Consider the following 26,043-nt stretch of genomic DNA (forward strand, 5'->3'; position numbering starts at 1 on the left):
TTCAGGGAAACGGAAAACGGCACCCGTGAGGTGCCGTTTGCGAGCTGGTTGCGGGATGGCCCGATTTTACTTCGGGGTCGCCCTGGCCGCCGCGATGCACTCCGCCAGCACGCGGTCGTCGCCCACCTGGTTGGCCAGCAGCAGGATCAGCCGGGCGTTGAGCAGCTGCGAGTCCTCCGGGCTCAGGCCCGTGTGGGCGTCGAGCAGCTGCTCGTAGAAGGTGTCGGCGTCGTGGAAATTAAGGGTGGTTTTCATGGTGTTGTCTTCGCGTCCATTACTGGTGGCCGAGGCATTTCTCAATCGCGTGGACCAACTGGTCGTCCACGGCCTCGCCGGTGGCGGCCAGGTAGCCGTCGGGGCGCACCAGCGCCCAGGCGTGGCCAAACACGTGGCAGGCGCCCTGCAGGTGGCCTTTCGGGTCGCGCACGTGCTCAAATGCCTGCGGCTGGCCGTCGGTGCCCACCACCTGCACGCTGCGCACCGGCCTGCCGTTCGTGAGCTGACGCAGGCGCTGGCTCGCGGCGGCAGAAACATCACCGAACACCAGCACCAGCAAATGGCCCTGGGCCCAGGTCAGCAGGTCGTTCACCACGCCCTGCGAGCCGGGCCGGGTGCCATTGCTCCCGGCTTCGCCATCGGCCCAGCTGAACGCCACGTTCTGCACCGACAGGCCGCCCGTGGGCCCGCAAATGGGTGAGCGCGTGTAGCTGTTGGCCACCGCCATGCGGCCGGTGTTGATCAGGCTGCGCGCAAACGCATACTGCTTGGCCAGGCTGATGGCGGCGCTGCGAAACAGCCGCTCCACGCCATCGGCCGGGCGCAAAAAGCGTGCCGTGCGGTTCGTGACCAGCACGTTCTGCCGGGCCGCCTCGTGGCGCTCGTCGTGGTAGCTGTCCAGGAGCGCGGGCCTGGCCTGGCCGCGCAGCACGGCGGCCAGCTTCCAGGCCAGGTTGTCGGCATCGGCCACGCCGGTGTTGCCGCCGCGCGCGCCGAACGGGCTGACGACCTTGGCGGTGTCGCCCATGAAAAACACGCGTCCCATGCGCAGGCGGTCGACGCACTGGCTGCGGTAGGCGTAGGGGCCGACCCAGACGATGTCTACGCCCACGTCGGGGCCGAACTGGCGCGCCAGGCGCTCGCGCACCACGTCTTCGCGGCTGACATAGTTTGGGTCGGCGTTTGGCGCCATCTGGTAGTCGATGCGCCACACGTCGTCGGCCATCAGGTGCTGCCAGACCGCGCGGTTCTCGTTGAACGGCGCCTCGATCCAGGTGTGGCGCTCCACCGGCGGGTGCTTGGTGAAGCGCACGTCGGCAATGCACCAGCGGTCGTCGCCGCGTTTGGTCTGCAACGTGGCGGCGCACCACTGGTGGAACGGCGTGCTGCAGCCCGTGGCGTCGATCACGTGATTGGCTTCGATCTGGTAGCTGCCAGCCGGGGTTTCCACGGTGAGCGTGGCGAATTCGTCGTTCTGCTTGAAGGCCGTGACGCGGTTCTTCCAGCGGAGGTCCACGTGGCCCAACTCGTAAATCCGCTCGACCAGAAAGCCTTCGATGTAGAACTGCTGGATGTTGATGAACGGCGGCTGCGTCGAGAGGTTGAAGTTGCTCTGCTCGCGCAGGTCGAACGAATACACCTCATCGTGGCCCGCGAAGGTGCGGCCCACGCTCCACTGCACGCCCTTTTTGGCGATGCGCTCGTAAATGCCCAGCCGGTGGAAAATTTCCAGCGACTTTTGCGTGTAGCAGATGCCGCGCGAGGATGCGCCCTTCACGCCCACGGTGTTGTCCTCGTCCAGCAGCACGGCGTCGACGCCCAGGCGCGCCAGCGAACAGGCCAGCGTCAGGCCGGTGATGCCGCCGCCCACGATGACCACCGGATGGCGCACCACGGCGCCGCTCTGGAGCTCGGGCGGCACCACAAACGGGTATTCGGGCAACGCGTAGCCGGCGCCGCCAGTGAATTCGTAGCCGGGCGGCGGGGCGATCTCGCGCCAGGCGGGGTGGGTCGGGGTGTTTGTCTCTGGCATGGCATGCAATGCTCAAATTTTTTGATTGTTAACCAAAAGCGGCCTTGGTCCATATGGGGTATACACAAGTCGCTATCAAAAGCATAGTAAACACTACTGCGGGGCGCTTTTCCTGGTGAACTCCGGACGGTCATTTTGCTGCGGTTTGAGCGCTGACGTGGTCTTGCCGGCGGCGCGCTCGCGGCGCCACTGCTCCTTGCGCGCCGTCCACTCGGCCAGCCGGGCGTGCGCGGTTTTGCTCTCCTGCAGCATCTGGAACTCGTCGGCCAGCTGCGCGCTGAGCTCCAGCCGCACGCCGTTGGGGTCGAAAAAATAAATGCTGTGGAAGATGTGGTGGTCGGTGATGCCCAGCACTTCCACGCCGTGGGCCTCGAGCCGGGTCTTCATGTCCTTGAGTGTCTGCACCGAGTCCACCCGAAACGAAATGTGGTTGACCCACGCCGGATTGTTGGGTGAGGGCAGCGCCGCCTCGTCGTTGCCCAGATCGAAGAAGGCGATGAACGAGCCGTCCTGCAGGCGGAAGAAAAAGTGCGTGTACGGGCAGTACTCGCCGGTGCTCGGCACCACATCGCTCTGGATGATGTGGTACAGCGGCAGCCCCAGGATGTCCTCATAGAAGTGCCGTGTTTCCTCGGCGTCCTTCGCGCGGTAGGCCACGTGGTGCAACTGGTGAATCGGCGCGGGGGCGGGCAGGTGGGCAAGGTCTTTCAGAACGGCAGCCATGAGTGTCTCCGGGTCAAATGAAATTTACTAATGCGTAATTCGTTTACTATACCGTAATTCATCTTTTAAGCCAATGATGGCGCGCGTGGAGCGACTTTGGTATCGAGAATGGTTATCAACACTATCGATGCAATAGCCAACTGCAATTCAAGGCATTGATTCAGACAATTAGACGTGCGCCTCTATCGGGGCTACCCTTCAGTGGTCTTTGACATGAATCGTTCAAAGCGACCGGGTCAATTTGTTCAACCTCTATAGGAGAAACCCATGGCAGCACTCAAAGGCTCCAAGACGGAGCAAAACCTGAAGGACGCCTTCTCAGGCGAATCCCAGGCCAACCGCCGTTATCTGTATTTCGCCAACAAGGCCGACGTGGAAGGCCAGAACGACGTGGCGGCGCTGTTCCGCTCGACCGCGGAAGGTGAAACCGGTCATGCGCACGGCCACCTCGAGTTTCTCGAACATGGCTCCGGCGATCCGGCCACCGGCCTGCCGATCGGCCCGACCCGTGACAACCTCAAGTCGGCTGTGGCCGGCGAGACCCACGAGTACACCGACATGTACCCCGGCATGGCCAAGACCGCGCGCAGCGAAGGCTTCGACGAGATCGCCGACTGGTTCGAGACCCTGGCCAAGGCCGAGCGCTCGCACGCCAATCGCTACGTCAAGGCGCTGGGCGAGCTCGTGGACTGACCCCGAGTCTTGCGTGTTGGGCATTGCTTTGGCAGTGCCCAATGCAGAACACTCCGCACCCGCTTGAGAAAAAGGAAGGATCCCTCATGGCCACCGAAGGCAACCTGCAAGCCCCCACGCGTCACGCCATCGACTGGAAAAATCCCGGGTTCTACAACGAAGACGCCGCATTGCAGGAGATGGAGCGCATCTTCGATATCTGCCATGGTTGCCGCCGCTGTGTGAGCCTGTGCGGCGCGTTTCCTACGCTGTTCGACCTGATCGACGAAAACAAGACCATGGACGTCGAGGGCGTCGATAAAAAAGACTACTGGAAGGTGGTCGATCAGTGCTACCTGTGCGACCTGTGCTACATGACCAAGTGCCCCTACGTGCCGCCGCATCCGTGGAACGTGGACTTCCCGCACACCATGCTGCGCGCCAAGGCCATCAAGTTCAAGAAGGGCGAGGTCGGCGTGGGCGAGAGGCTCCTCGCCTCGACCGACGTGCACGGCCAGATCGCCGGCATTCCCATCGTGGTGCAGGTGGCCAATGCGGTGAACCACACGAAGCTGGCGCGCGGCCTGATGGAGAAAACGCTGGGCGTGGACAAGGACGCGTGGCTGCCGGCGCTGGCGACGCGCAAATTCCGCTCGCACACGCCGGTATCGAAAGACTATCCGGTGCGCGACGGCGAGAAGACGCCCGGCAAGGTGGCGATCTTTGCCACCTGCTACATCAACTACAACGAGCCCGGCATCGGGCACGACCTGTTGAAAATCCTCGACCACAACGAGGTGCCGTATGTGCTCGTCGAAAAGGAAAAATGCTGCGGCATGCCCAAGCTGGAGCTGGGCGATCTCGACGGCGTCAATGAACACAAGGAAGCCAACATCCCGGTGCTCGCGAAGTATGCGAGGGACGGCTACGCGATCCTCGCGGCGGTGCCCAGCTGCGCGCTGATGTTCAAGCAGGAGCTGCCCTTGATGTACCCCATTGATGCCGATGTGCAGCTGGTCAAGGAACACATGTGGGACCCGTTCGAGTACCTGATGGCGCGCAAGCGCGACGGCCTGCTGAAGACCGAATTCACGACGCCGCTGGGCAAGATCAGCTACCAGATTCCGTGCCACGGCCGGGTGCAGAACATCGGCAAAAAGACCGAGGAAATGCTCAAGATGGTGCCCGGCACCAGCGTGCAGACGCATGAGCGCTGCTCGGGCCACGCGGGCACCTTTGGCGTGAAGAAGGCCACGCACCAGCAGGCCATGAAAATCGGCAAGCCGCTGTTCAAGGCCATGGCCCAGCACAAGGATGGCGGCCTGCCCGACGTGATCAGCAGCGACTGCCCGCTGGGCGGCCACCACATTGCGCAGGGCTTTGAAGTCAACCAGCTGGGCGCGCCGCCGCAAAAGCACCCGCTGACCCTGATCCGCACCGCCTACGGCCTGGAGTAAACACCATGCAACTCACCGGAAAAATCACGCCCGACAGCCTCATGAGCCTGGAGGCCTACAGCAAGTGGCGCAAGGCGCACAAGGCCGAGGTGATGGCGCACCGCAAGCTGCGCTCGGTGCACCTGGGCGAGCACATCAACCTGCAGTTCGAGAGCGAGACCACGATCCGCTACCAGATCCAGGAAATGCTGCGCGTGGAGAAAATTTTTGAAGAAGAGGGTATCGAGCAGGAGATCGAGGCCTACGCGCCGCTGGTGCCCGACGGCAGCAACTGGAAGGCCACGATGATGATCGAATACACCGACATCAACGAGCGCCGGCGCGAACTGGCGCGCCTGATCGGCGTGGAAGACCGCCTGTTCGTCGAGGTCGAGGGCCACGCCCGCGTCTACGCGATTGCCGACGAGGACATGGACCGTGAGAACGACGAGAAGACCTCGGCCGTGCACTTCGTGCGCTTCGAGCTCACGCCCGCGATGTGCGCGTCGGTCAAGGCCGGCGCCGGCGTCAAGCTCGGCTGCGACCACACGCACTACCTCGCGCACACGCAGGTCGCGCCCGAGACACTGGCCTCGCTGGCCGGAGACCTTCGATAACCCACCGGCGCTTCCATTCACGATAATGAAGGCTTCCACTGCGAAGCCTTTTTATTTTGAAGGGCACTTTTATAAATGGCGCTGTCATCCCCGCGGAGGCGGGGATCCACTGTGTCCTTGCAAGTCAACTGCGTTTGCGACATGGATTCCCGCCTTCGCGGGAATGACAAATGTCTGTATTATTTTTTCAGAAGTTTGAGCCATGCTGTTTTTGTTGTCCCCTGCCAAAGCTCTCGACTACGACACTCCGGTGGGAGACGACGTGCCGCACACGCAGCCGCAGTTTGTGCGCCAGTCGACGGAACTGATCAAGGTGCTGGCGCAAAAGTCGCCGCAGCAGGTGGCCGAACTCATGCACCTGAGCGATGCACTCTCCAGCCTGAACGCGGCGCGCTACCAGGCCTGGGTGCCGCGCTTCACGGCCCAAAATTCGCGTCAGGCGGCGCTTGCGTTCAACGGCGATGTGTACGGCGGGCTCGATGCCAGAACGCTCAAGCCGCCGCAGCTGGCGTGGGCGCAGGACCATCTGTGCATCCTGAGCGGCCTGTACGGCGTGCTGCGCCCGCTGGACCGCATGCAGCCGTATCGGCTGGAGATGGGCACCCAGCTGCCGACCAAAAAGGGCAAGAACCTGTACCAGTTCTGGGGCGCGCAGATCGCGGAGCACCTGAACGAGCGGCTGCAGTCCGACAGGACGCCGGTGATCGTGAACCTGGCATCGGCGGAGTATTTCAAGTCGGTGGACCGCAAGGCGCTCAAGGCGCGCGTCGTGGAGTGCGTCTTTGAAGAGTTCAAAAACGGCCGCTACAAGGTCATCAGCTTCTTCGCCAAGCGGGCGCGCGGCCTGATGGCGCGCTATGCCGCCACGCACCGCATCGGTACGCCCAAACGGCTCGAGGCGTTCGACCTCGAGGGCTATGCGTTCGACGCGGGCGCATCGAGCCCCGAGCGGCTGGTGTTTCGCCGGAAAGCAGCGTGAGCGACGTCATGAGCGATAGCCCGCAACACATCACCCCCGAACTGCGCCAGTGGATCGTGGCGCAGGCCGCGTCCGGGCAGCCGCCGCAGAGCATGCTCGACTCCATGGTGGCCTCCGGCTGGCACGAGGACGGGGCGCTGGTGGCGCTGCAAAAGGTCCTGAGCGAGCACCTCGCCAGGGAGGCGGCGCGGGCCGAGGAGGACGAGCTGCCGCCGGCCGTGCCGGTGCCCGAGCCGGCGCTGGCCGGGTCGCCGCTCTATCTGGATGCGGGCGACCGGCGCGTGCATGTGCTGCAGGCCATGACGGATCCGCGCCTGGTGGTGTTCGGCAACCTGCTGGGCGACGACGAATGCGACGCCCTGATCGCGGCGGCGCGCCCGCGCATGGCGCGCTCGCTCACCGTGGCCACCGAGGAACGCGGCGAGGCACCGAGCGATGACCGCACCAGCCGCGGCATGTTTTTCGAACGCGGCGAAAACGAACTGGTGGCGCGCATCGAGGCGCGCATTGCGCGGCTCGTCAACTGGCCAGCGGAAAATGGCGAAGGCCTGCAGATCCTGCACTACCCACCGGGCGCGGAGTACAGGCCGCACTACGACTATTTCGACCCGGACGAGCCCGGCACGCCGGCCATTCTCGAACGCGGCGGCCAGCGCGTGGCCACGCTGGTGATCTACCTGAGCGAGCCCGAGAAGGGCGGCGGCACCACGTTCCCGAATGTGCATCTGGAAGTCGCCCCGAAACGCGGCAACGCGGTGTTCTTCAGCTACGAGCGGCCGCACCCCAGCACCTTTACCCTGCATGGCGGCGCGCCCGTGATTGCCGGCGAGAAGTGGATTGCCACGAAGTGGCTGCGCGAACACGAATTTATATAAAACAGGGCTGTAGCCCATATGGAGAAATGACAGTTAGCTATGAAAATAAGAGCAAACGGCATTGATATCGAAGTCGAAGACAGCGGCCCCGGCGCGCCCGGCGAGGCGCGCCCGGCGGTGCTGCTGATCATGGGCCTGGGTATGCAGCTGGTGGCCTGGCCACCCGCGCTGGTGCAGGCGCTGGTGGACGCCGGCTACCGCGTGATCCGGTTTGACAACCGCGACATCGGCCTGTCCCAGCATTTCGACCAGCTCGGCAAACCCAACCTGCTGTGGCAGGGGCTCAAGCTCAAGCTCGGCCTCACGCCGCGTGCGCCCTACAGCCTGGCCGACATGGCGCTGGACGCGATCGGCGTGCTGGATGCGCTGCATATCGACAAGGCGCATGTGGTCGGCGTCAGCATGGGCGGCATGATTGCCCAGCGCGTTGCCATTGCGGCGCCCGAGCGGGTGCTCAGCCTGACCAGCATCATGAGCTCGAGCGGCGCACGCGGCTTGCCGCAAGCCCGCCCCGAGGTGATGCGCGCCATGCTGGGCCGGCCCGCGAGCAACGCGCTGGCGGACGTGGCCGACTACTACGTCAAACTGTTCAAGGCGATCGGCAGTCCGGGCTTCCCGATGACCGATGCGCAGATGCGCGAGCGCATCCTGATCGGCATCCAGCGCAGCTTTCATCCGGTCGGTACGCTGCGCCAGATGCTGGCCATCGTGGCCGATGTCACGCGAGCGGCCGATCTTGCGCGCGTTCAAAGCCCGACGCTGGTGCTGCACGGCAAGGCCGATCCGCTGGTGCCCTACGCCTGCGGCGAAGACACGGCGCGGCGCGTCCGCGGCGCACGGCTGGTCGGTGTCGAAGGCATGGGCCACGACCTGCCGCCCGGCGTGATCGAGCGGCTGCTCGAACCCCTGATTCCGCACCTCGACGCCACCTGAAGCCGCGCCGCACAGATCACTCGCCATGAACAACCCCGAAGACTCCCTGCTCGGCAAGCCGGCCAGTTACGTCGATCACTACGACGCCGCGCAACTGTTCCCGATTCCACGCGCCGCCAAGCGCGCGGAGATCGGGGTGGTCGGCGCGCCGCCCTTTTTTGGCGCCGACCTGTGGACCGCGTTCGAGCTCAGCTGGCTCAACCTGCGCGGCAAGCCGCAGGTGGCGCTGGCCCACATCATGGTGCCGTGCGAGTCGCCGAACATCGTGGAGAGCAAGTCGTTCAAGCTCTACCTGGGCAGCTTCAGCAACACGAAGTTCGCCGACGTCGAGGCCGTGCGTGCCTGCATCCGCGCCGACATCACCGAGGCCGTGTGGCGCGGCGGCCCGGTGCAATCCTCCGTCGGCGTGAAGGTGTTGCTGCCCGAGATGTTCGACCGCGAGCCGGTGCATGAACTCGACGGCCTGAGCCTGGACCGGCTCGACGTCGAGTGCAGCCAGTACACGCCGGCGCCCGAGCTGTTGACGGCCGCGTTTGACGAGCAGCCCGTGACCGAGGTGCTGACCAGCAACCTGCTCAAGAGCAACTGCCTGGTGACCGGCCAGCCCGACTGGGGCAGCGTGCAGATCAGCTACAGCGGCCCGCAGATCGAGCAGGGCGGCCTGCTGCAGTACCTGGTCAGCTTTCGCAACCACAACGAGTTCCACGAGCAGTGCGTCGAGCGCATCTTCATGGACCTGTGGACGCGCTGCCAGCCCACGAAGCTGGCGGTGTATGCGCGCTACACGCGCCGCGGCGGCCTGGACATCAACCCGTTTCGCACCAGCTACCCGCAGACGCTGCCGCCGAATATCCGCACCGCGCGGCAATAGGGTTGCTACTGAAATAGTAGCTGCTTGCGAAGACCCGGTATTGGCTACAGGTCGATTTCTCTAAAAGATTGGAGTTCTGACAGCGCCGTGAAATTGCCCACGCGTTTCTCTTTCATGGCGGTCACGGCCTCGCGCACATGGGCGTTGCTCCAGATCGCGCCCTGGATCCAGCCCATCTGCTTGAGCGCATCGTCCACCGTGTGATCGCGGGCGTAGTGGATGACCTGCTTGGTGCCCCAGATGGCGACCGGCGGCTTGCTGGCGATCTCCCGGGCGCATTGCAGCGCGGCGGCCAGCAGGGCCTCGGGCGTGTCGAAGACTTCGTTGACCAGGCCGTAGCCCAGCGCCTTCTGGGCCGACAGGCGCCGGCCGGTATAGGCCAGCTCCTTCACCACGCCGAGCGGGATCAGCTTCGGCAACCGCTGCAGCGTGCCGACGTCGGCCACCATGCCGATGTTGATTTCCTGGATGCAGAAGAACGCGTCCTTTGTTGCGTAGCGGATGCAGCAGGCCGTCACCATATCGACTGCGCCGCCGATGCAGCCGCCCTGGATCGCGGCGATCACCGGGATGCGCAGCGTCTCCAGTTGGGTGAAGGTGGCCTGCATGTCGGTCAGCAGATCGAAGATGGCGGCGCGCCCTTCGGCGCTCTGGTCGTCCATGGCGATGGCGCCGCCAAAGGTGTCGAGCGCCATGCCGGCCGAAAAATGCTTGCCGGTGCTGGAGATCACCAGCGCGCGCGCCGTGCCGTCCTTGTGCAGCGTGGTCAGCACCTGATCGAGCTCGCGCCAGAACGCCGGGTTCATGGTGTTCAGCGCCTCGGGGCGATTCAGCACCAGGTGCGCCACATGATCCGTGGTCGTGAGGGAGAAGCAGCTAAGGCTGGACGGGGTCGTGGTGGTGGTGTGCATGCCCGCACTGTAGTTCAGCCGGCGGCGTCCAGCCAGTCACACCTGAGACGCTGCGTCTCGTGGGCACGCGTGCGCCAGCCCACGTACAGGCGCGGCGACCCGATCGCCAGCACGCACAGCGGATAGGCCCACGGCGCCCCAAACGCAAAGGCCGGCACCCAGCCCACCCAGCCCATGACCCACAGCGTCAGCATCGCGTCCCACAGCTGGTACTCCAGCGGATGGTCGGCCTTGTGTGCGACATGCCACCGCTTGATGCGCTGGAGCCGGGTCAGCGTCAGAGGATGGCTTGGGCGATGCGTCAGGTGGCGGTTCATGAAAGCCTCCAGTAGCTTTTCAAGAGTAAGTTACGCGTAAGCTTGTGTCAATGCCGTCGCGCGCGCTACGCAGGCGGCGGGCTGCTGGATTCAAATCCTCAATGCCCGACAAACCCCAGGGGACAAGCTGAATCCGTCGTTGCGGGCCGCCGCGTAAAGCAGGTGTCGCAACCATTTCGGCGACGGCAACCCACAAGGAGATTCACATGCAACTCATCACCCCCCCTGCGGCATCGCGTCGTTCATTCCTGGGCACCACCGGCGGCCTGTCCGCGGTGGCCGTGGCCATGCTGGCGGGCAAGGAAGCACTGGCACAAGGCATGGGCGGCGACATGTCCAAGGACGTGTCCATCCTCAACGTGGCGCTTGGCCTCGAGCACGAGGCCATCAACGCCTACCAGCTCGGCGCCACCAGCGGCCTGCTGCAACCGGGCCCGCTCAAGGTGGCCGTGCTGTTCCAGAGCCAGCACAAGGGGCACCGCGACGCGCTCATCGCCACCATCAACAAACTGGGCGGCAAGCCCGTGGCCGAGAAAACGCTGGCCCAGTACGCCGCCGAACTGCACGCCAACACGCTGAAGAACCAGACCGACGTGCTGGAGCTGGCGACCCGGCTCGAACTCGGCGCGGTCAATGCCTACCTTGGCGTGATCCCGGCCTTCGGCAACCGCGACCTGGCCAAGGTGGCGGGCCGCCTGGCGGCGGACGAGACCATGCACTACACCGCGCTGCTCGGTGCGCTGGGCCGGCCGCTGCCGAACGACGCGCTGAGCTTCGGGGCCTGAACATGGCGCGCGGCAAGCGGCCGCGGCGGGCGCCGGCTGTGCTGGGCGCGCTGCTGCTCGCCATCGGCGCCACGTCTGCCGTGGCGCAGGACAGCGGTTCGGCCACGCGCGGCCAGGCCTTGTACGAGTCCCGCTGCGGTGCCTGCCACAGCGTGGACGCGAATCGCGTGGGCCCGATGCACAAGGGCGTGCTGGGGCGCATGTCCGGCAGCGTGCCGGGCTACGACTACTCGCCGGCGCTGGCGCAAAGTCATTTCCTCTGGACGCGCGAGAAGCTGCTGCTGTGGCTGAAGAACCCCGAAGGCCTGGTGCCCGGCCAGAAGATGAACTACCAGGTGGACGATGCGCAGGACCGCGCCGATCTGGTGGCCTACCTCGCGACGCTGAAGTAGCGGTTGGGCCGTTCCGGTGCGCCTTGCGCGGGCGCGGCCGGGTTCAAAACAACTGGTCCGTGGTTGCTATTGAATCGGTAGCTGATTGCGAATATGTGGTATGGGCTAAAGACGCATTTGATTCAAATTCCCGGGCCTCTTCCGCCTTCAAAAGCGAGCCCACGCGCACGCCCAGCAGGCGCAGCCGCTGCGCCAGCGGCACGCGCTTGAGGCACAGGCCGGCGGTGTGGCGAATGGTCCTGGCGTCCGCCGTGTAGTGGGCGATGGTCTGGTCGCGCGTCACGCCCTTGAAGTTGTCGTAGCGCAGCTTGATGCCGATAGTCTTGGCGACAAAGCCCTTGCGCTGCAGGTCGCCGGCCAGCTTCTCGCACAACGCGGTGAAGATCGCGCCCAGCTCGGCCCGGTCGCGCACCGCGTGCAGGTCGCGCTCAAACGTGGTCTCCCGGCTGATGGAGACCGGCTCGCTCTCCAGCACCACGGGCCGCGCGTCGCGCCCGTGCGCCGCCTCATGCATCCAGGCGCCCGTGGCCTTGCCGAAATGCTCGATCAGCCATTCGCGGCTTTGCGCCGCGAGATCGCCAATGGTGTGGATGTGCAGCCGCGCCAGCTTCTCGTCCGCCTTCGGGCCGATGCCGTTGATCTTGCGGCAGGCCAGCGGCCAGATCAGGCTTTGCAGATCGCCTTCGTGCACGATGGAGATGCCGTTGGGTTTGTTGAACTCGCTGGCCATCTTGGCGATCAGCTTGTTCGGCGCCACGCCGATCGAACAGGTCAGGCCGGTCCGGTCGAACACGGCTTTCTGGATCAGCCGCGCCAGCACGCGCCCGCCCTCGCGCTGGCCGCCGGGCACCTCGGTGAAGTCGATGTACACCTCGTCCACACCGCGGTCTTCCATGAGCGGCGCGATCTCCAGGATGGTGGCCTTGAACAGGCGCGAGTACTTGCGGTACTCGTCGAAGTCCACCGGCAGCAGGATGGCCTGCGGGCACAGCCGGGCCGCTTTCATCAGCCCCAGCGCCGAGCCGACGCCGAACTGCCGCGCCGCATAGGTGGCCGTGGTGATCACGCCGCGGCCCGTGTAGTCCCGCAGCACCGGAAAGGCCGCCACCGGGATGTCGGCCAGACCGCGTTCGCCCTGCAGCGCGCGCAGGGCTTCGTCGGCGGCGCGTCGGCCCCCGCCGATGACCACCGGCAAGCCCTTGAGCTGCGGATAGCGCAGCAGCTCGACCGAGGCGTAAAACGCGTCCATGTCGAGGTGGGCAATGCGGCGGATCGGGGCACTCATGCGCAGCAGGATAGCAAGTGGTGGCGCCTCGTTTTGACAAAGTGCCGGGCCAAGTCTAAAGTCGGCAAATGTAAAGTTAAGTAAAGACAAAAAAGATCAACATTTCGATCCGAGAGGAGACTCACATGAAACGCTGGCTCAAATGGGCGGCCTGGGTTTTGGCTGTATTGGCGCTGCTGGTGGTCGCGACCGCCGTGCTCGGGACACAGCTGGCCGAGCGCAAACGGGCGCGCCAGATTTCTCTGGCCGTCCAGGCGGTCGCCTTGCCGACCGATGCGGCCAGCCTGCAGCAGGGCCGCTATCTCTTCATGTCGCGCGGCTGCGCCGAGTGCCACGGCGCCAATGGAGGTGGGCGCGACTTCATCAATGACGGCAAGGGCATGCACATTGCCGGCCCCAACATCACCCCCGGCGGCGTAGTGGCCCGCTACCAGCCCGAAGACTGGGTGCGCACCATCCGCCAGGGCATCAAGCCGGATGGCCGCGCGGTCTTCATCATGCCGGCCGAGGATTACAACCGGTTCACCGACGCCGACCTGGGTGCGCTCATCGCCTACCTGAAGAGCCTGCCGCCCCTGCCGGGCGGGGCCGCCGTGGTGGAACTTCCCCTGCCGGTCAAGGTTTTGTACGGCTTTGGCGCCATCCAGGATGCCGCCGAGAAGATCGATCATTCATTGCCGCCCGCGCAGCCGGTTCCCGTCGCTGTCTCGGTGGCGCACGGCGCGTACGTGGCGAACATGTGCATCGGCTGCCACGGTGCCGGGCTGTCGGGTGGCAAGATTCCCGGTGGCCCGCCCGACTGGCCCGCCGCCGCCAACCTGACGCCGGGCGAGGGCAGCGTCATGGGCCGCTATCCGGATGCCACGCATTTCATTGCCATGCTGCGCAGCGGCAAGCGCCCGGACGGCAGCGCCATTGCCGTGATGCCGTTTGAGTCGCTGGGCCAACTCGACGACATTGATGCGCAGGCGGTGTACGCGTTCCTCAAGACCGTTCCCGCAAAGCCGCATGGGCAACGCTGACAAGGCTGGCGGCGCAAAATTGGACCTGCTGGCAAACGTACGCCAGAAAGGGAAAGTGATGCCATCTCAACGGGAAAAAGCCGACCGGTTTCGCGCGCTGCACCAGCAGGACCACGCCTTCATCATTCCCAACCCGTGGGATGTGGGTACGGCGCGGCTGCTGGCGTCACTGGGCTTCGAGGCGCTGGCCAGCACCAGTGCCGGCTACGCATTCTCAACGGGCCGGCGCGATGGCGCGGTCGGTCGCGACCAGATGATGCTGCACCTGGCGGAGCTGGCGTCGGCCACGGAGCTGCCGCTCAGCGCCGATCTCGAAAACGGCTTTGGCGATGAGCCCGAAGCGGTCACGCAAACCATTTCGCGCGCGGCAGCGGCAGGCGTGGTTGGCGGCTCCATCGAGGACGCCACCCGACGTCCCGGCGATCCGATTTACCCCCTGGATGTGGCGGTCGGGCGCATCCGCGCCGCCGCCGCCGCGGCGCGCGCGCTGCCGTTTGCGTTCACCCTGACGGCGCGCGCGGAAAACTACCTGCACGGCCGGCCGGACCTCAAGGACACCATCGCCCGATTGCAGGCCTATCAGGAGGCGGGGGCCGACGTGCTGTATGCGCCGGGCCTCAAAACCCGCGAGGACATCGCCGCGGTGGTCAGTTCGGTGGATCGCCCCGTCAACGTGCTTGCGGGGCTGCAGGGCATGGACCTCACGCTGGAGGCTCTCTCGAAGCTGGGCGTCAGGCGCGTCAGCATTGGCGGCTCCCTCGCGCGCGCCGCCTTCGGCGCCATGCTGCGCGCCGGGCGCGAGATGCGCGAGCACGGCACCTTCGGCTTCACGCAGGACGCCGTGAGCCACGCCGACATCAGCGCGATGTTGCCGCCCTGACCGGCGGATTCGATCAGTCAATGCCGCCGCATCGATAGCCTGGCAGGCGGCGATATAATTGCCTCCCGCTGCGGGGAGCGATGGGCGTCGTTTGCGCGAGTGACACCTGGCGTAGGTTGGGCCCTGTCGGCGCATCGGTGACGCTGGCCCTTCCGTTTTCCCTGCCGCCAGCACAACATCCCGCTTATACCTTTGTGAAGAATCCATGACGCCGCCTAATGACAAGCTGGCCGGGCACCTTGACGTGCGCACTCTTGGCAGCACCGACGCCTTACCGGTAGCGCCGGCACTCGGCGTATCGCTGGATGCGGCGCACATGCCCCGCGAGTCAACCCTGGTGACGCACCGCATCTTGCTGATCAGCGCGCTGGCCGTCGTATTGGGTGCCGCTGCAGCATGGGTTGCGCAATTGTTGATGTTGCTGATCAATTTGATTACCGACATCTGCTTTTACGGCCGTGTGTCCGATGTGCTGGGTCCCCATGCGAGACAGGGCTCGTTTGTGTTGTCGCCAGCAGACAATCATTTGGGCGCGTGGGTCATCTTGCTGCCGGCGGTCGGCGGTCTGGCCGCCGGTGTCATGGCGCGTTGGGGGTCGCGCGCGATTCAGGGTCATGGCATTCCCGAGGCGATGGAGCAAATCCTCACCAACGAGTCGAAAATTCCCGCGCGCATTACCTGGCTCAAACCGCTGTCGGCAGCCTTCACGATTGGTACCGGCGGTCCGTTCGGCGCCGAGGGGCCGATCATCTCCACCGGGGGCGCGCTGGGCTCGCTCATTGGCCAGTTGCTGCGGGTGACAGCCAACGAGCGCAAGGTGCTGCTGGCCGCCGGCGCGGCCGCTGGCATGGCGGCGGTGTTCGGCGCGCCGCTCGCAGCGCTGGTTCTGGCCGTGGAGTTGCTGCTGTTCGAACTGCGCCCGAGCTCATTGATCCCGGTGGCTTTGGCGACCGTGACGGCGGTGGGCGTGCGCTATGCCACCTATGGCGCCGCCCCGGTATTTCCCATGCCCAACGTGATCGAGCCCGGGGGCTGGGCGCTGGCCACCTATGTCGTGGTTGGCGGCGTCGTCGGCTTTGCCTCGGTGTGGGTGACCAAGGCGGTGTATGGCGTCGAGGACCTGTTTGAGAAGCTGCCGATCCACTGGATGTGGTGGCCGGCACTGGGCGCCCTCGTCGCCGGGGTCATCGGCTGGATCGAGCCACGGACCCTGGGTGTGGGCTACGACAATATCGACGCGCTGGTGCAGGGCCGTTTTGGGGCTCTCTTGCTGTTCACCTTTGGCACGCTCAAGTTTGTGTCGTGGGTCATCTCGCTGGGCAGTGGCACATCAGGCGGTACGCTGGCGCCGCTGTTCATGATTGGTGGCTCCCTCGGCGCGCTGCTCGGCGGTGGTGTCATTGATGTGCTGCCCTGGTTTCACGTTGACATTCGCATTGCGGCATTGGTGGGCATGGCGGCCATTTTTGCCGGCTCCTCGCGGGCATTCTTGACAGCGATCGTGTTCTCCTTCGAGACCACGCGGCAAGCCGCCTGCCTGTTGCCTCTACTCGGCGGCTGCACCGCGGCCTATCTGATTTCCGCGCTGTTGATGCGCAACACGATCATGACGGAGAAGATTGCCCGGCGTGGTGTGCGCGTGCCGTCCGAGTATGCAGCCGACTATCTGGACCAAATCACCGTGGGGAAGGTGTGTTCGCGCGGGGTGTATTCGCTGCGTGCGGACCAGACCCTGGAGGATGTCCGGCGCTGGCTCAGCGAGGGCTCATCGCAGTCTCGGCATTATGGGTTCCCGGTGGTGGACGAGGCGGGCCAGGTGAAGGGTTTGGTGACCTTGCGCGCCTTGCTGAACCCGCAGTTGCATGGCACGGCCACCGTCGGCGAGTTGGCGACTCGCGCGCCTGTCATGGTCAATGAGGACCATTCGCTGCGCGCCGCCGCCGATTTGATGGTGGCGCAGCGGGTGGGCCGGCTGATGGTGATCACCCAGACTGCACCGCACGAGCTGGTTGGCATGCTCACGCGCGGCGACATCATTGCCGCGCATGGCAAGCGTTTGCGCGAGGGAAGCCGTAGTCGAAGGCATATCCGGTTCAGCAAGCCGCGCAAGCCGACACGGCGCGCCTGAAGCGGCAGGCCCCGCGGGCCTTGCGCGCGCACCGGGGCGCGGGCGGCGGACGACCTACACCACCCTGCTGGATCAACATGGGAGCCATGGTCACCTCCACGCTGGCCGGCTTGCTAATGATCGCCAACGCACCCGGCGCGAACGTCGCTACCCAGTTGTGCATTGACCTGACATAGATCAACAACCCGCCACGGCCGGCGCACTCCAGGCACGCACCCTCCACTATATTGCGAGCATGAGCTTGCATGCACGGCCGCAACCATGACTGCGCCAGCACGGACCGCCCCTCAGCACAGGCGCCTGGCGAATCAACGTCTGGCAGGCTTGGCCGGTCTGTCGCCCGCCTATTTCGCCATGGTCATGGCGACCGGTGTTGTGTCACTGGCAGCATTTCAGCAGGGGCTTGAACTTGTCGCGCGGGCACTGTTTGGGCTCAATGTGGTGAGCTGGCTCCTGCTGTCGCTGCTCAATGGCATTCGCCTGCTACGCTACCCGCGGGCTTTCTTCGGCGACATGGTGGATCATCTGCGCGGGCCTGGGTTTTTCACTTCGGTGGCCGCCACCGCGTTGCTGGGCACCCAGTTCGTGATGCTGGTGGGCGGCGGCGAACGGATCGCCTTCGCCTTGTGGCTGCTGGCGCTGGTGCTGTGGGCGGGTCTGACCTACACCATCTTTACGGCCTTCACCATCAAGGAAGTCAAGCCCACGCTGGACAAGGGCATTAGTGGCGCCTGGCTGCTGGCGGTGGTGGCGACACAGTCGCTGGCGGTGCTCAGCGCGTTGCTGGCAGCGCATACCCCTCAGCCATGGCGGCTGGAGTTGAACTTTTTCGCGTTGTCAATGTGGCTGTGGGGCGGCATGCTGTACATCTGGATGATGTCGCTGATCTTCTATCGCTACACGTTTTTTCATTTCTCCCCGGACGACCTGACACCGCCCTACTGGATCAACATGGGCGCGATGGCCATCTCCACGCTGGCGGGTTCGTTGCTGATCATGAATGCACCCGATGCGCCGTTTTTGCAATCGCTGGTGCCATTCCTCAAGGGCTTCACGGTTTTTTACTGGGCCACCGGCACCTGGTGGGTGCCGATGCTGCTGGTGCTGGGCGTCTGGCGCTATGTGTACAAGCGCTTTCCGTTCGAATACGACCCGCTCTACTGGGGCGCGGTATTCCCGCTGGGGATGTATTCAGCGTGTACCTTCCGGATGGCGCAGGCCATGTCGTTTGGTTTTCTGAGTGCCCTGTCGAGCGCTTTCCTGGCGGCGGCGCTGGCTGCCTGGGCGCTCACCTTTGCGGGCCTGCTGTTTCAGCTGGCGCGCCGGCTGAGGGGTGTAAACCGGCGCCCCTGACAGGATCAGAACGTTCCCGGCAGCAAGATGCCCTTATCCACCGAATTGATGTCGGTGTGGCCGCAAAACGCCATGGTCAGGTCCAGCTCGTTGTGGATGATCTCCAGCGCGCGCGTCACGCCGGCCTCGCCCATCGCGCCCAGGCCGTAAAGCATCGAGCGGCCGATGTAGGTGCCCTGGGCGCCCAGGGCCCTGGCCTTGAGCACGTCCTGCCCGGAGCGAATGCCGCCATCCATGTGCACCTCGATCTGGTGCCCCACCGCCTCGACGATAGCCGGCAGCGCCGAGATAGAGGAGGGCGCGCCGTCGAGCTGGCGCCCGCCGTGGTTCGAGACGATCAGCGCGTCGGCGCCGCTGTCCACGGCCAGGCGCGCATCCTCCACGTCCTGAATGCCCTTGAGAATCAGCTTGCCGCCCCAGCGCTTCTTGATCCACTCCACGTCGCTCCAGCTCAAGGCCGGGTCGAACTGCTTGGCGGTCCATTCCGACAGCGATCCCATGTTCTCCACGCCCTTGACGTGGCCGACGATGTTGCCGAACTGCCGGTGTTTGGTGCCCAGCATGCCCAGGCACCAGCGTGGCTTGCTCATCATGTTGAGGATGTTGGCCAGCGTCAGCTTGGGCGGCGCCGACAGGCCGTTTTTCAGGTCCTTGTGGCGCTGGCCGATGATCTGCAGGTCCAGCGTGAGCACCAGCGCGCCGCAGTTCGCCGCCTTGGCGCGGTCGATCAGCCGCTCGATGAAGTCGCGGTCGCGCATCACGTAGAGCTGGAACCAGAACGGCGCCTTGGTGTGGGCCGCGATGTCCTCGATCGAGCAGATGCTCATGGTCGATAGCGTGAACGGAATGCCGAACTTCTCGGCCGCGCGCGCCGCCAGGATTTCGCCGTCGGCATGTTGCATGCCAGTCAGGCCGGTCGGTGCTATGGCGACCGGCATCGCCACGTCCACACCGAGCATCTTCGTGCGGGTGCTGCGGCCCTCCATGTTGATGGCCACGCGCTGGCGCAGCTTGATGCCCTGGAAGTCAGCCTCGTTGGCGCGGTAGGTGCCCTCGGTCCACGAGCCGGAATCGGCGTAGTCGTAGAACATGCGCGGCACGCGCTTTTGCGCGAGCACGCGCAGGTCTTCAATGTTGGTGATTACGGTCACGAAAGCCTCCTCGGTGTGACCGCAATGGTAACGGGAGTGGGGGCCGGCCTGCGCCGGTCCCTTTTTTTGCGTGGGTCAACCCAGTTGCACCGGGACAAAAATCTTGTCGTCACCGCGCTGGATCAACAGGGCAACCGACTTGCCCGATTTGGCCAGCGCCGATCGCACCTGCTCGACACTCTTGACGGGCGTGCCATTGACCGCCAGCAGCACGTCGCCGGACTGAATGCCCGCCATGGCGGCCGGGCCGCTGGCGTCTTCGATCAGAACGCCGTGGTCAACACCGGCTTGCTGCTTTTCATCGCCTTGCAGGGGCCGCAGTGCCAGACCGATCTTGCCGTGGTCGGCCGCATTGGCGCTGCTGGCCACCGTCGCAGTTTTTTCGTTGGCATCGCCGAGCTTGGCCGTGACCGTGGTCGCGCTGCCATTGCGCCAGATCCCGAGCTTGACCGTGTCGCCGGGGGTATCCATGCTGATGATGGGGGGCAGGTCGCCGGACGACACGATGGGCTGGCCATTCACGCTCTGGATCACGTCGCCCGATTGCAGGCCTGCCTTGTCGGCCGGGCTGCCTTTTTCCACGCTGGAGACCAGCGCACCTTCGGGCGTGGCAAGCTTGAAGGAGTTTGCCAGCGTCTGGTTGACGTCCTGCACAGAGACCCCTAGCCGGGCATGCTCGACCTTGCCGGCGGTCGCCAGTTTTTGCTCAATCTTGAGTGCCGTGTCGATCGGAATGGCAAACGACAGCCCTTCGAAACCTCCGGTCTGGCTGTAGATTTGCGAGTTGATGCCAATCACCTGGCCGCGCGTGTTGAACAGCGGGCCGCCCGAATTGCCGGGATTGACGGCCACGTCGGTCTGGATGAACGGAACGGCGCTGTCGCCGGGCAGCGAGCGGCCCTTGGCGCTTACCACCCCGGCGGTCACCGAGTTTTCAAAGCCGAACGGCGAGCCAATGGCCAGCACCCACTCGCCCACCCGCAGATCGGCGGAACTGCCCAGCGCCACCACGGGCAGGTTCCTGGCGTCGATCTTGAGCACCGCCACGTCGGTCTTCGGGTCCGCCCCCAGCACCTTGGCGCGGAACTCGCGGTGATCGGTGAGCTTGACAATCACTTCCTTCGCGTTGCGCACCACGTGCGCATTGGTCAGGATGATGCCGTTCGGATTGATGATGAAGCCCGAACCCTGGGCCCGCGAGGGAACTTCGCGCGGCACCCCCTGGCCATCCTGCCCCTGCTGGAAGCGGCGGAAGAATTCAAAGAAAGGGTCGTTGCCAAACGGATCGTCCTGCCCGTTGCGCCCGGCCATGGGCAGCTCATTGGACGTCTTGGTCAGGCCGGTCACGGTGATGTTGACCACCGCCGGGCCGTAGCGCTGGGTGATTTGCGCAAAGTCCGGCAAAGCCGTCGGGGTGCTGGTCGATGTGGACAGGCTGGCTGCGACCACCGGCGCCGGCGCCGCATGGGCGTGCTCGGCATGAAAGGCTGTCACACCGGCGCCACCAATGACGCCGGCGGCGAGCAGTGCGATCACCAGGCGGGTGCTTTTGAGGGATACGGTTTTCATGGGCTGGGCTCCTGTAGGTTGAATCGATATCGATGATCCAACTATGGGCAGGCCCGCTTAGGTGAAACTTAAAGGGACGCGGCGGCGCAGGCGGCGTCAGATCTGGAAGCCCAGCCAGCGCACCAGACCCTCCAGGATGTCGCGCCACAGCGATGCGGCGCGCGCTACATAGCGGCGCGCGCCGCGGAAGTTGGCGGCGATCCAGTGGTCGACGGCCGCGATGTCTTCGGCCGCATAAAAAGCCACCATCAACTCGAAGTTCAGGAACAGGCTGCGCGCGTCCAGGTTGAGCGAGCCGCACAAGGCCAGCGTGTCGTCCACCACAATTGCCTTGGCATGCGTCATGCCGGCCGTGAGTCGCACCTGCGCACCGGCAGTCGCGAGATCGCGCAAGGCGCGCTGGCGCGCAATATCGGCCAGCCGGTGGTTGGAGCGGGCCGGCACGATCAGTTCCACCCGCACACCGCGCTGGGCGGCCAGGCGCAGGGCAGTCAGCAGGTTGTCGTCCGGCACGAAGTAGGGCGTCACCGCCACCACCCGCTGGCGCGCCCGGTAGATCGCGGTCAGCAGTAGCGCGTGGACCGTGTCCTCGGCCTGGTCCGGGCCGCTGGGCACCATCTGGGCCAGATGCTGGCCCGGGCCGGGCGCTGGCCCGGCCGGCTCCGGTGCGGTTTTCTGGCGACTGTTTTCCTGTGGGCCGCTGGTGTGGCGCCAATGCGATTCAAACAGGTCCAGCGCCTCGCCCACCAGCGGACCGTGCACGGTGAAACTCAAATCGATCCACGGCGGCGTGCGACCATCGCCCATGAAGTATTCCGCCGCCAGGTTGCGCCCGCCGCTCCATAGCTGCTTCCCGTCGGCAATGGCCAGTTTGCGGTGGTTGCGCAGGTTTACGCGCCCGCGCATCGGGTTGTGCAGCAGGGGCATGAACCAGCGCACCTCCACGCCGGCCGCGCGCAGCCGTTCGATCTGCCGGCGCGAGGTGCGCAGGCTGCCCACCGCATCGAGCAGCAGGCGCACGCGCACGCCGGCGCCGGCCCGCTCCTGCAGCAGTCGCACGACACACTGGCCCACCTCGTCGTTGGCGAGAACATAGGTGCAGATGTCCAGCTGGCTTTGGGCGCTACCGATCACGGCCACCAGTTCGTTCCACGCCGCCTGGCCATCGGCATGGAAGCGCACGGCCCGCTGGGGCTGGGGCGCGGCCAGGCCCATGCCTTGCAGTGTGGCGATGGCCGCGGCCCGCGGTGTGTCGTCATACCCCTGCGTCACGGCGCCGGGATGGCGTGGCGGCCGCACAAACTTGCGCGATCCGAAGAAAAGATAGAACGGCAGGCCGATGTACGGCAGCAGGGCGATCAGCAGCACCCACGCAATGGCGGCCGACGGATGGCGGCGCTGCCCGCCGACGTGGGTGTTGATCGCATAAATCAACAGGCAGATCAGGACGAAGACAAAGTGACCGAGGACTAGCAAGGTAGGGCGCGGTGAGGGAGGTGCCGCATCCTAACGCAGCGAAGGGCTGTCCCGAGCAAGTTCGGCCCCTGAGGGGGCAGCGCAGTACGCGAAGCGACAAGCGTGGGGGCCCTAACTCGGTGCAGGCGCCGCGTCCGCCAGCGGGAAGCGCACCTCGACCAGCAGACCTCCGAGGCGTTCAGACCGATCGAGCCTGATCGTCGCACCGTGGCGATCCGCGATGGTCTTGACGATGGCCAGCCCCAGTCCGCTGCCGCTGGCCCCCGCGTCACTGGCGGCGCGAAAGAAGCGGTCGAACACGCGCGTGCGGTCAGGCGGGGCTATGCCCGGCCCGCTGTCCTCCACCACCAGCACGGCGTGCGCGCCCACGATGCGCAGCGCGACATCGACCCGGCCCGGCGGCGGCGTGTACTTGAGCGCGTTGTCGAGCAGGTTGCGCAGCAGGATGCGCAGGGCGTCAAGCTGGCCGTGCACCCAGGCGGGTTCGGTGTCCCCCACGCCCAGATCGATGTGGCGAACCTGGGCCTGCGGCAACACGTCGGCCACGGCGAATTGCACCGCATCCTGCAGATTCAGGCGCTCGCCGGCAGCCGGGTGCCCCGGACCGGCTTCTTCGCGGGCCAGCGCAAGGAGCTGCTCGACCAGCCGGATCGCGCGGTCGATGCCCTGGTTCAGGCGCGCCACGGATACTTCGCGTGCGGCCTCGTCGCCGCTGCGGCGCAGCGCCTGGGCCTGCAGCTTGAGGGCCGTGAGCGGCGAGCGCAGTTCATGCGCCGCATTCGCCACGAACTGGGTCTGCGCGTCGAACGCCGTGCGCACACGGCCCAGCAGCAGGTTGAGCTCATCGACCAGCGGACGCACTTCTTCGGGCAGGCCCTCGCCCGGCAGGGGCGACAGGTCACCGGCGCTGCGGCTGGCCACCTGGCGGCGCGTGCGCTCCACCGGTGCCAGCGAACGGCTGATCACCCACCACACCACCAGCATGAGCAGCGGCGCCATCAGCGCGATGGGCAGCACCGCGTGCGCGGCCAGGGCGCGCGCGCGCGCCAGCCGGGCGCTCATGTTCTGCGCGATCTGCACGGTTTGCAGCGGCGTCTGCACGGAATACACGCGGTAGCTGGTGCCGCCCACGGTCACGTCGGAAAACCCGAGCACGGCCTGCGGCGGCAGCGCCCTGGGGGCCGAGCGGAAGATCTGGGCGCCGTCCGGGCCCCAGATCTGGACGTAGAAGTCGAAATCGCCCGGTGCGTCACTGTCGGGCGCAGGCGGCCCGAGCGGGATGCCGCCGCGCAGCGAACGCGCCATCTGCTGCAGGTGGTAGTCGAACATGTCGTCGGCCTGCTGCAGTGCGCCGCGATATGCCGAAACCCCCTGCACCACAGAGGCCAGCAAGATCGCCAGCAGTAAAAAAAACAGCAGGCGTTTGCGCAAAGAGTGTGTGGCAGGGGGATTCATTGCCGCGGCACCAGGTAGCCCAGGCCGCGCACCGTCTGGATCAGCTCGCTGCCCAGTTTCTTGCGCAGGCCATGGATGTAGACCTCCACGGCATTGCTGCTGATGTCGTCCTTCCAGCTGTAGAGTTTTTCTTCCAGCTGGGTGCGCGACAGCACCATGCCGGGGCGCGCCAGCAGGGGCTCGAGCACGGCCCACTCGCGCGCCGACAGGTTCACCGCCTCGCCGTTGACGCTGGCCTCGCGCGTGGCAGGGTTCAGGCTCACGCCCTTGTGCTCGAACGCCGGCTCGCCGCGCCCGGCGCTGCGCCGCAGCAGCGCGCGGATGCGCGCCAGCAGCTCGTCCGTGTCGTAGGGTTTGACCACGTAGTCGTCGGCGCCGGCGTCCAGGCCGGCGACGCGGTCACCCACGGCATCGCGCGCGGTGGCAATCAGCACCGGCACGGTCTCGTGGCGAGCGCGCAGGGCCCGCAGCACCTCGATGCCGTCGCGCCGGGGCAGGCCCAGGTCCAGCAGCACGAGGTCGTATTTCTGCGTGGCCAGCGCCGTATCGGCCATGGCGCCGTCCCTGACCCAATCCACGGCGTAGTGCTCGGAGCGCAACAGGTCCAGCACGGCCTCGCCGATCATGGTGTCGTCCTCGACCAGCAGCAATCGCATCTTTTCGGTCCTCGGGTTGAAAAGATTATGGGTCGCCGCGGCTTAGGCGAGGCTTAAGGTCGCAGCTGGCCGCGCACCCGGGGCCGTGCTGCCGGTGCCCGGCCGCTTCAGGCCAGTCGCGTCCGATGCCGCACGATCTGCGCACGCACTTGCGCGGGGGCGGTGCCGCCGAGGACGTTACGGGCACCCAGCGAGCCACGCAGGCTGAGCACGTCGTACACGTCTTTCCCGATCTTCGGGTTGAACTGCTGGAGCACGTCCAGCGGTAATTCGGACAAGTCCACCTTGTGGGCGATCGCCGCCTTCACCGCGTGTGCCACAGCTTCGTGCGCATCGCGGAACGGCAGGCCTTTCTTGACCATGTAGTCGGCCAGATCGGTCGCGGTGGCGTAGCCCTTGAGCGCGGCGCGCTCCATGGCCTGCGGCTTGACCGTGATGCCGCCCACCATTTCGGCAAAGATGCGCAGTGTGTCCTTCAAGGTGTCCACCGTATCGAACAACGGCTCCTTGTCTTCCTGGTTGTCCTTGTTGTAGGCCAGCGGCTGGCCTTTCATGAGCGTGATCAGACCCATCAGATGGCCGACCACGCGGCCGGTCTTGCCGCGCGCCAGTTCGGGCACGTCGGGATTCTTCTTCTGCGGCATGATCGACGAGCCGGTGCAAAAACGGTCGGCGATGTCGATGAAACCAAAACTCTGGCTCATCCACAGCACCAGTTCTTCGCTGAGGCGGCTGATGTGGATCATCGCGAGCGCGGCGGCCGCGCTGAATTCAATTGCGAAATCGCGGTCGCTCACGGCATCCAGGCTGTTCTGGCAGACGCAGGCGTGGCCCTGCTCATCGACCATGCCCAGGGTTCTGGCGACGCGTTCGCGGTCCAGCGGGTAGCTGGTGCCGGCCAGCGCGGCGGCGCCGAGCGGCAGGCGATTCACGCGCCGGCGCACGTCTGCCATGCGCTCGGCATCGCGGCTGAACATTTCCACATAGGCCAGCATGTGATGGCCGAAGCTCACGGGCTGCGCCACCTGCAGGTGCGTGAAGCCGGGCAGGATGACCTCGACGTTCTTCTCGGCAATGTCCAGCAATGCTTTTTGCAGGCTGGTCAGCAGGCCGCCAATCAGGTCGATCTCGCCGCGCAGCCACAGGCGCACGTCGGTGGCGACCTGGTCGTTGCGGCTGCGCCCGGTGTGCAGGCGCTTGCCGGCATCGCCCACCAGCTGGGTCAGGCGCGCCTCGATGTTGAGGTGCACATCTTCCAGTTCGAGCTTCCATTCAAAGGCACCGGACTCGATCTCCGTCGATACCTGCGCCAGACCCTGCTGAATGGCCGCATGGTCGGCGGCGCCGATGATGCCCTGCGCGGCCAGCATCTCGGCATGCGCCAGCGAGCCGGCGATGTCGGCCTGCCACAGCCGCTTGTCGAAAAACACGCTGGCGGTATAGCGCTGGACCAACTCGCTCATGGGTTCCGAGAACAGAGCCGACCACGCTTCGGATTTTTTATCGAGTTGGTTTTGGGACATGTGGG

Annotated in this window: 25 protein-coding genes; 13 read left to right on the top strand and 12 right to left on the bottom strand. The window is 65.6% G+C overall.

All coding sequences use genetic code 11. The features are described from left to right. Positions 1-66: 66 nt before the first annotated feature. The 3 genes from B0E49_RS18845 to B0E49_RS18855 all read right to left on the bottom strand — a co-directional run bounded on the left by B0E49_RS18845 (position 67) and on the right by B0E49_RS18855 (position 2,752). Positions 67-255 carry a DUF2783 domain-containing protein gene (locus B0E49_RS18845; RefSeq protein ID WP_077564105.1) on the bottom strand — a complete coding sequence of 63 codons (189 nt, stop codon included), beginning with the start codon at positions 253-255 and terminating at the stop codon, positions 67-69. A 19-nt stretch (positions 256-274) separates the two neighbouring features. Continuing rightward, positions 275-2,029: an FAD-dependent oxidoreductase gene (locus tag B0E49_RS18850; RefSeq protein ID WP_077564219.1), complete on the bottom strand. Its 1,755-nt coding sequence runs from the start codon at positions 2,027-2,029 to the stop codon at positions 275-277. A 93-nt stretch (positions 2,030-2,122) separates the two neighbouring features. After that, entirely contained in the window at positions 2,123-2,752 is a 630-nt protein-coding gene (locus tag B0E49_RS18855) for a VOC family protein (RefSeq protein WP_077564106.1), read from the bottom strand. 267 nt (positions 2,753-3,019) lie between these two features. Between B0E49_RS18855 and B0E49_RS18860 the strand changes: the two genes are divergently transcribed. The 7 genes from B0E49_RS18860 to queF all read left to right on the top strand — a co-directional run bounded on the left by B0E49_RS18860 (position 3,020) and on the right by queF (position 9,135). Beyond that, positions 3,020-3,445: a rubrerythrin family protein gene (locus B0E49_RS18860; protein ID WP_077564107.1), complete on the top strand. Its 426-nt coding sequence runs from the start codon at positions 3,020-3,022 to the stop codon at positions 3,443-3,445. An 86-nt stretch (positions 3,446-3,531) separates the two neighbouring features. Further along, positions 3,532-4,881, top strand: coding sequence for a (Fe-S)-binding protein (locus tag B0E49_RS18865; protein ID WP_077564109.1), 1,350 nt, complete (start codon positions 3,532-3,534; stop codon positions 4,879-4,881). A 5-nt stretch (positions 4,882-4,886) separates the two neighbouring features. After that, entirely contained in the window at positions 4,887-5,477 is a 591-nt protein-coding gene (locus tag B0E49_RS18870; RefSeq protein ID WP_077564111.1) for a DUF3501 family protein, read from the top strand. A gap of 202 nt (positions 5,478-5,679) precedes the next feature. Continuing rightward, positions 5,680-6,456 (top strand): peroxide stress protein YaaA, encoded by a 777-nt coding sequence (gene yaaA, locus B0E49_RS18875; protein ID WP_077564113.1) that lies wholly within the window; start codon positions 5,680-5,682, stop codon positions 6,454-6,456. An 8-nt stretch (positions 6,457-6,464) separates the two neighbouring features. Continuing rightward, the gene (locus B0E49_RS18880; protein ID WP_077564221.1) at positions 6,465-7,331 is read left to right on the top strand and encodes a 2OG-Fe(II) oxygenase; all 867 of its coding nucleotides are present in this window, start codon (positions 6,465-6,467) and stop codon (positions 7,329-7,331) included. A 39-nt stretch (positions 7,332-7,370) separates the two neighbouring features. After that, positions 7,371-8,264, top strand: a complete 894-nt coding sequence (locus B0E49_RS18885; RefSeq protein WP_077564115.1) for an alpha/beta fold hydrolase — start codon at positions 7,371-7,373, stop codon at positions 8,262-8,264. A 25-nt stretch (positions 8,265-8,289) separates the two neighbouring features. Next, positions 8,290-9,135, top strand: coding sequence for an NADPH-dependent 7-cyano-7-deazaguanine reductase QueF (gene queF / locus B0E49_RS18890; RefSeq protein WP_077564117.1), 846 nt, complete (start codon positions 8,290-8,292; stop codon positions 9,133-9,135). 44 nt (positions 9,136-9,179) lie between these two features. Here the strand turns inward: queF and B0E49_RS18895 are convergent, their stop codons facing one another. Together B0E49_RS18895 and B0E49_RS18900 are read right to left on the bottom strand one after the other, a co-directional pair. After that, the gene (locus tag B0E49_RS18895; protein ID WP_077564118.1) at positions 9,180-10,046 is read right to left on the bottom strand and encodes an enoyl-CoA hydratase-related protein; all 867 of its coding nucleotides are present in this window, start codon (positions 10,044-10,046) and stop codon (positions 9,180-9,182) included. A gap of 14 nt (positions 10,047-10,060) precedes the next feature. Continuing rightward, a complete protein-coding gene (locus tag B0E49_RS18900; protein ID WP_286138124.1) occupies positions 10,061-10,363 on the bottom strand; it encodes a hypothetical protein in 303 nt (100 codons plus the stop codon). Between the two features lie 206 nt (positions 10,364-10,569). Between B0E49_RS18900 and B0E49_RS18905 the strand changes: the two genes are divergently transcribed. Together B0E49_RS18905 and B0E49_RS18910 are read left to right on the top strand one after the other, a co-directional pair. Beyond that, positions 10,570-11,148 (top strand): ferritin-like domain-containing protein, encoded by a 579-nt coding sequence (locus B0E49_RS18905; protein WP_077564120.1) that lies wholly within the window; start codon positions 10,570-10,572, stop codon positions 11,146-11,148. A 2-nt stretch (positions 11,149-11,150) separates the two neighbouring features. Further along, on the top strand, positions 11,151-11,540 hold the full coding sequence (locus B0E49_RS18910) for a c-type cytochrome (protein ID WP_077564122.1): 390 nt from the start codon (positions 11,151-11,153) through the stop codon (positions 11,538-11,540). Positions 11,541-11,583: 43 nt separating this feature from the next. Here B0E49_RS18910 and B0E49_RS18915 read toward each other — a convergent pair whose 3' ends face one another. Beyond that, the gene (locus B0E49_RS18915) at positions 11,584-12,825 is read right to left on the bottom strand and encodes a DNA polymerase Y family protein (RefSeq protein ID WP_077564124.1); all 1,242 of its coding nucleotides are present in this window, start codon (positions 12,823-12,825) and stop codon (positions 11,584-11,586) included. 125 nt (positions 12,826-12,950) lie between these two features. On the opposite strand from B0E49_RS18915, the gene B0E49_RS18920 reads away from it, so the two are divergent. From B0E49_RS18920 to B0E49_RS18935, 4 genes are all read left to right on the top strand, one after another. Continuing rightward, the gene (locus B0E49_RS18920; protein ID WP_077564126.1) at positions 12,951-13,847 is read left to right on the top strand and encodes a c-type cytochrome; all 897 of its coding nucleotides are present in this window, start codon (positions 12,951-12,953) and stop codon (positions 13,845-13,847) included. A gap of 58 nt (positions 13,848-13,905) precedes the next feature. Further along, positions 13,906-14,727, top strand: coding sequence for an isocitrate lyase/PEP mutase family protein (locus B0E49_RS18925; protein WP_077564224.1), 822 nt, complete (start codon positions 13,906-13,908; stop codon positions 14,725-14,727). Positions 14,728-14,932: 205 nt separating this feature from the next. Then, positions 14,933-16,855, top strand: a complete 1,923-nt coding sequence (locus B0E49_RS18930) for a chloride channel protein (protein ID WP_077564128.1) — start codon at positions 14,933-14,935, stop codon at positions 16,853-16,855. A 261-nt stretch (positions 16,856-17,116) separates the two neighbouring features. Then, complete coding sequence (locus B0E49_RS18935; protein ID WP_077564130.1) at positions 17,117-18,208, top strand: tellurite resistance/C4-dicarboxylate transporter family protein; 1,092 nt, start codon at positions 17,117-17,119, stop codon at positions 18,206-18,208. A gap of 5 nt (positions 18,209-18,213) precedes the next feature. Here B0E49_RS18935 and B0E49_RS18940 read toward each other — a convergent pair whose 3' ends face one another. The 6 genes from B0E49_RS18940 to argH form a co-directional block, all read right to left on the bottom strand. After that, positions 18,214-19,359 (bottom strand): alpha-hydroxy acid oxidase, encoded by a 1,146-nt coding sequence (locus B0E49_RS18940; protein WP_077564132.1) that lies wholly within the window; start codon positions 19,357-19,359, stop codon positions 18,214-18,216. A 75-nt stretch (positions 19,360-19,434) separates the two neighbouring features. After that, the gene (locus B0E49_RS18945; RefSeq protein WP_077564134.1) at positions 19,435-20,928 is read right to left on the bottom strand and encodes a Do family serine endopeptidase; all 1,494 of its coding nucleotides are present in this window, start codon (positions 20,926-20,928) and stop codon (positions 19,435-19,437) included. Between the two features lie 96 nt (positions 20,929-21,024). Then, positions 21,025-22,404: a phospholipase D-like domain-containing protein gene (locus B0E49_RS18950; RefSeq protein WP_077564135.1), complete on the bottom strand. Its 1,380-nt coding sequence runs from the start codon at positions 22,402-22,404 to the stop codon at positions 21,025-21,027. Between the two features lie 111 nt (positions 22,405-22,515). Then, on the bottom strand, positions 22,516-23,859 hold the full coding sequence (locus B0E49_RS18955) for a sensor histidine kinase (protein ID WP_077564137.1): 1,344 nt from the start codon (positions 23,857-23,859) through the stop codon (positions 22,516-22,518). Next, complete coding sequence (locus B0E49_RS18960; RefSeq protein WP_077564139.1) at positions 23,856-24,515, bottom strand: response regulator; 660 nt, start codon at positions 24,513-24,515, stop codon at positions 23,856-23,858. The genes B0E49_RS18955 and B0E49_RS18960 overlap by 4 nt, the downstream gene beginning before the upstream one ends. 107 nt (positions 24,516-24,622) lie before the next feature. Continuing rightward, a complete protein-coding gene (gene argH / locus B0E49_RS18965; protein WP_077564141.1) occupies positions 24,623-26,038 on the bottom strand; it encodes an argininosuccinate lyase in 1,416 nt (471 codons plus the stop codon). Positions 26,039-26,043 lie beyond the last annotated feature (5 nt).

This window comes from Polaromonas sp. C04, from assembly GCF_002002705.1.
Classification (GTDB): Bacteria; Pseudomonadota; Gammaproteobacteria; order Burkholderiales; family Burkholderiaceae_C; genus Rhodoferax_A.

Excerpts from the sequence above, each read along its gene's own strand:
- B0E49_RS18865 (WP_077564109.1), top strand. The coding sequence starts at position 3,532 with ATGGCCACCGAAGGCAACCTGCAAGCCCCCACGCGTCACGCCATCGAC.
- B0E49_RS18960 (WP_077564139.1), bottom strand. The coding sequence starts at position 24,515 with ATGCGATTGCTGCTGGTCGAGGACGACACCATGATCGGCGAGGCCGTG.
- B0E49_RS18955 (WP_077564137.1), bottom strand. The coding sequence starts at position 23,859 with ATGAATCCCCCTGCCACACACTCTTTGCGCAAACGCCTGCTGTTTTTT.
- B0E49_RS18930 (WP_077564128.1), top strand. The coding sequence starts at position 14,933 with ATGACGCCGCCTAATGACAAGCTGGCCGGGCACCTTGACGTGCGCACT.
- yaaA (WP_077564113.1), top strand. The coding sequence starts at position 5,680 with ATGCTGTTTTTGTTGTCCCCTGCCAAAGCTCTCGACTACGACACTCCG.
- B0E49_RS18870 (WP_077564111.1), top strand. The coding sequence starts at position 4,887 with ATGCAACTCACCGGAAAAATCACGCCCGACAGCCTCATGAGCCTGGAG.
- B0E49_RS18935 (WP_077564130.1), top strand. The coding sequence starts at position 17,117 with ATGACTGCGCCAGCACGGACCGCCCCTCAGCACAGGCGCCTGGCGAAT.
- B0E49_RS18945 (WP_077564134.1), bottom strand. The coding sequence starts at position 20,928 with ATGAAAACCGTATCCCTCAAAAGCACCCGCCTGGTGATCGCACTGCTC.
- B0E49_RS18895 (WP_077564118.1), bottom strand. The coding sequence starts at position 10,046 with ATGCACACCACCACCACGACCCCGTCCAGCCTTAGCTGCTTCTCCCTC.
- B0E49_RS18850 (WP_077564219.1), bottom strand. The coding sequence starts at position 2,029 with ATGCCAGAGACAAACACCCCGACCCACCCCGCCTGGCGCGAGATCGCC.
- B0E49_RS18855 (WP_077564106.1), bottom strand. The coding sequence starts at position 2,752 with ATGGCTGCCGTTCTGAAAGACCTTGCCCACCTGCCCGCCCCCGCGCCG.
- B0E49_RS18910 (WP_077564122.1), top strand. The coding sequence starts at position 11,151 with ATGGCGCGCGGCAAGCGGCCGCGGCGGGCGCCGGCTGTGCTGGGCGCG.
- B0E49_RS18920 (WP_077564126.1), top strand. The coding sequence starts at position 12,951 with ATGAAACGCTGGCTCAAATGGGCGGCCTGGGTTTTGGCTGTATTGGCG.
- B0E49_RS18860 (WP_077564107.1), top strand. The coding sequence starts at position 3,020 with ATGGCAGCACTCAAAGGCTCCAAGACGGAGCAAAACCTGAAGGACGCC.
- B0E49_RS18885 (WP_077564115.1), top strand. The coding sequence starts at position 7,371 with ATGAAAATAAGAGCAAACGGCATTGATATCGAAGTCGAAGACAGCGGC.
- B0E49_RS18900 (WP_286138124.1), bottom strand. The coding sequence starts at position 10,363 with ATGAACCGCCACCTGACGCATCGCCCAAGCCATCCTCTGACGCTGACC.
- queF (WP_077564117.1), top strand. The coding sequence starts at position 8,290 with ATGAACAACCCCGAAGACTCCCTGCTCGGCAAGCCGGCCAGTTACGTC.
- B0E49_RS18880 (WP_077564221.1), top strand. The coding sequence starts at position 6,465 with ATGAGCGATAGCCCGCAACACATCACCCCCGAACTGCGCCAGTGGATC.
- argH (WP_077564141.1), bottom strand. The coding sequence starts at position 26,038 with ATGTCCCAAAACCAACTCGATAAAAAATCCGAAGCGTGGTCGGCTCTG.
- B0E49_RS18845 (WP_077564105.1), bottom strand. The coding sequence starts at position 255 with ATGAAAACCACCCTTAATTTCCACGACGCCGACACCTTCTACGAGCAG.
- B0E49_RS18915 (WP_077564124.1), bottom strand. The coding sequence starts at position 12,825 with ATGAGTGCCCCGATCCGCCGCATTGCCCACCTCGACATGGACGCGTTT.
- B0E49_RS18905 (WP_077564120.1), top strand. The coding sequence starts at position 10,570 with ATGCAACTCATCACCCCCCCTGCGGCATCGCGTCGTTCATTCCTGGGC.
- B0E49_RS18925 (WP_077564224.1), top strand. The coding sequence starts at position 13,906 with ATGCCATCTCAACGGGAAAAAGCCGACCGGTTTCGCGCGCTGCACCAG.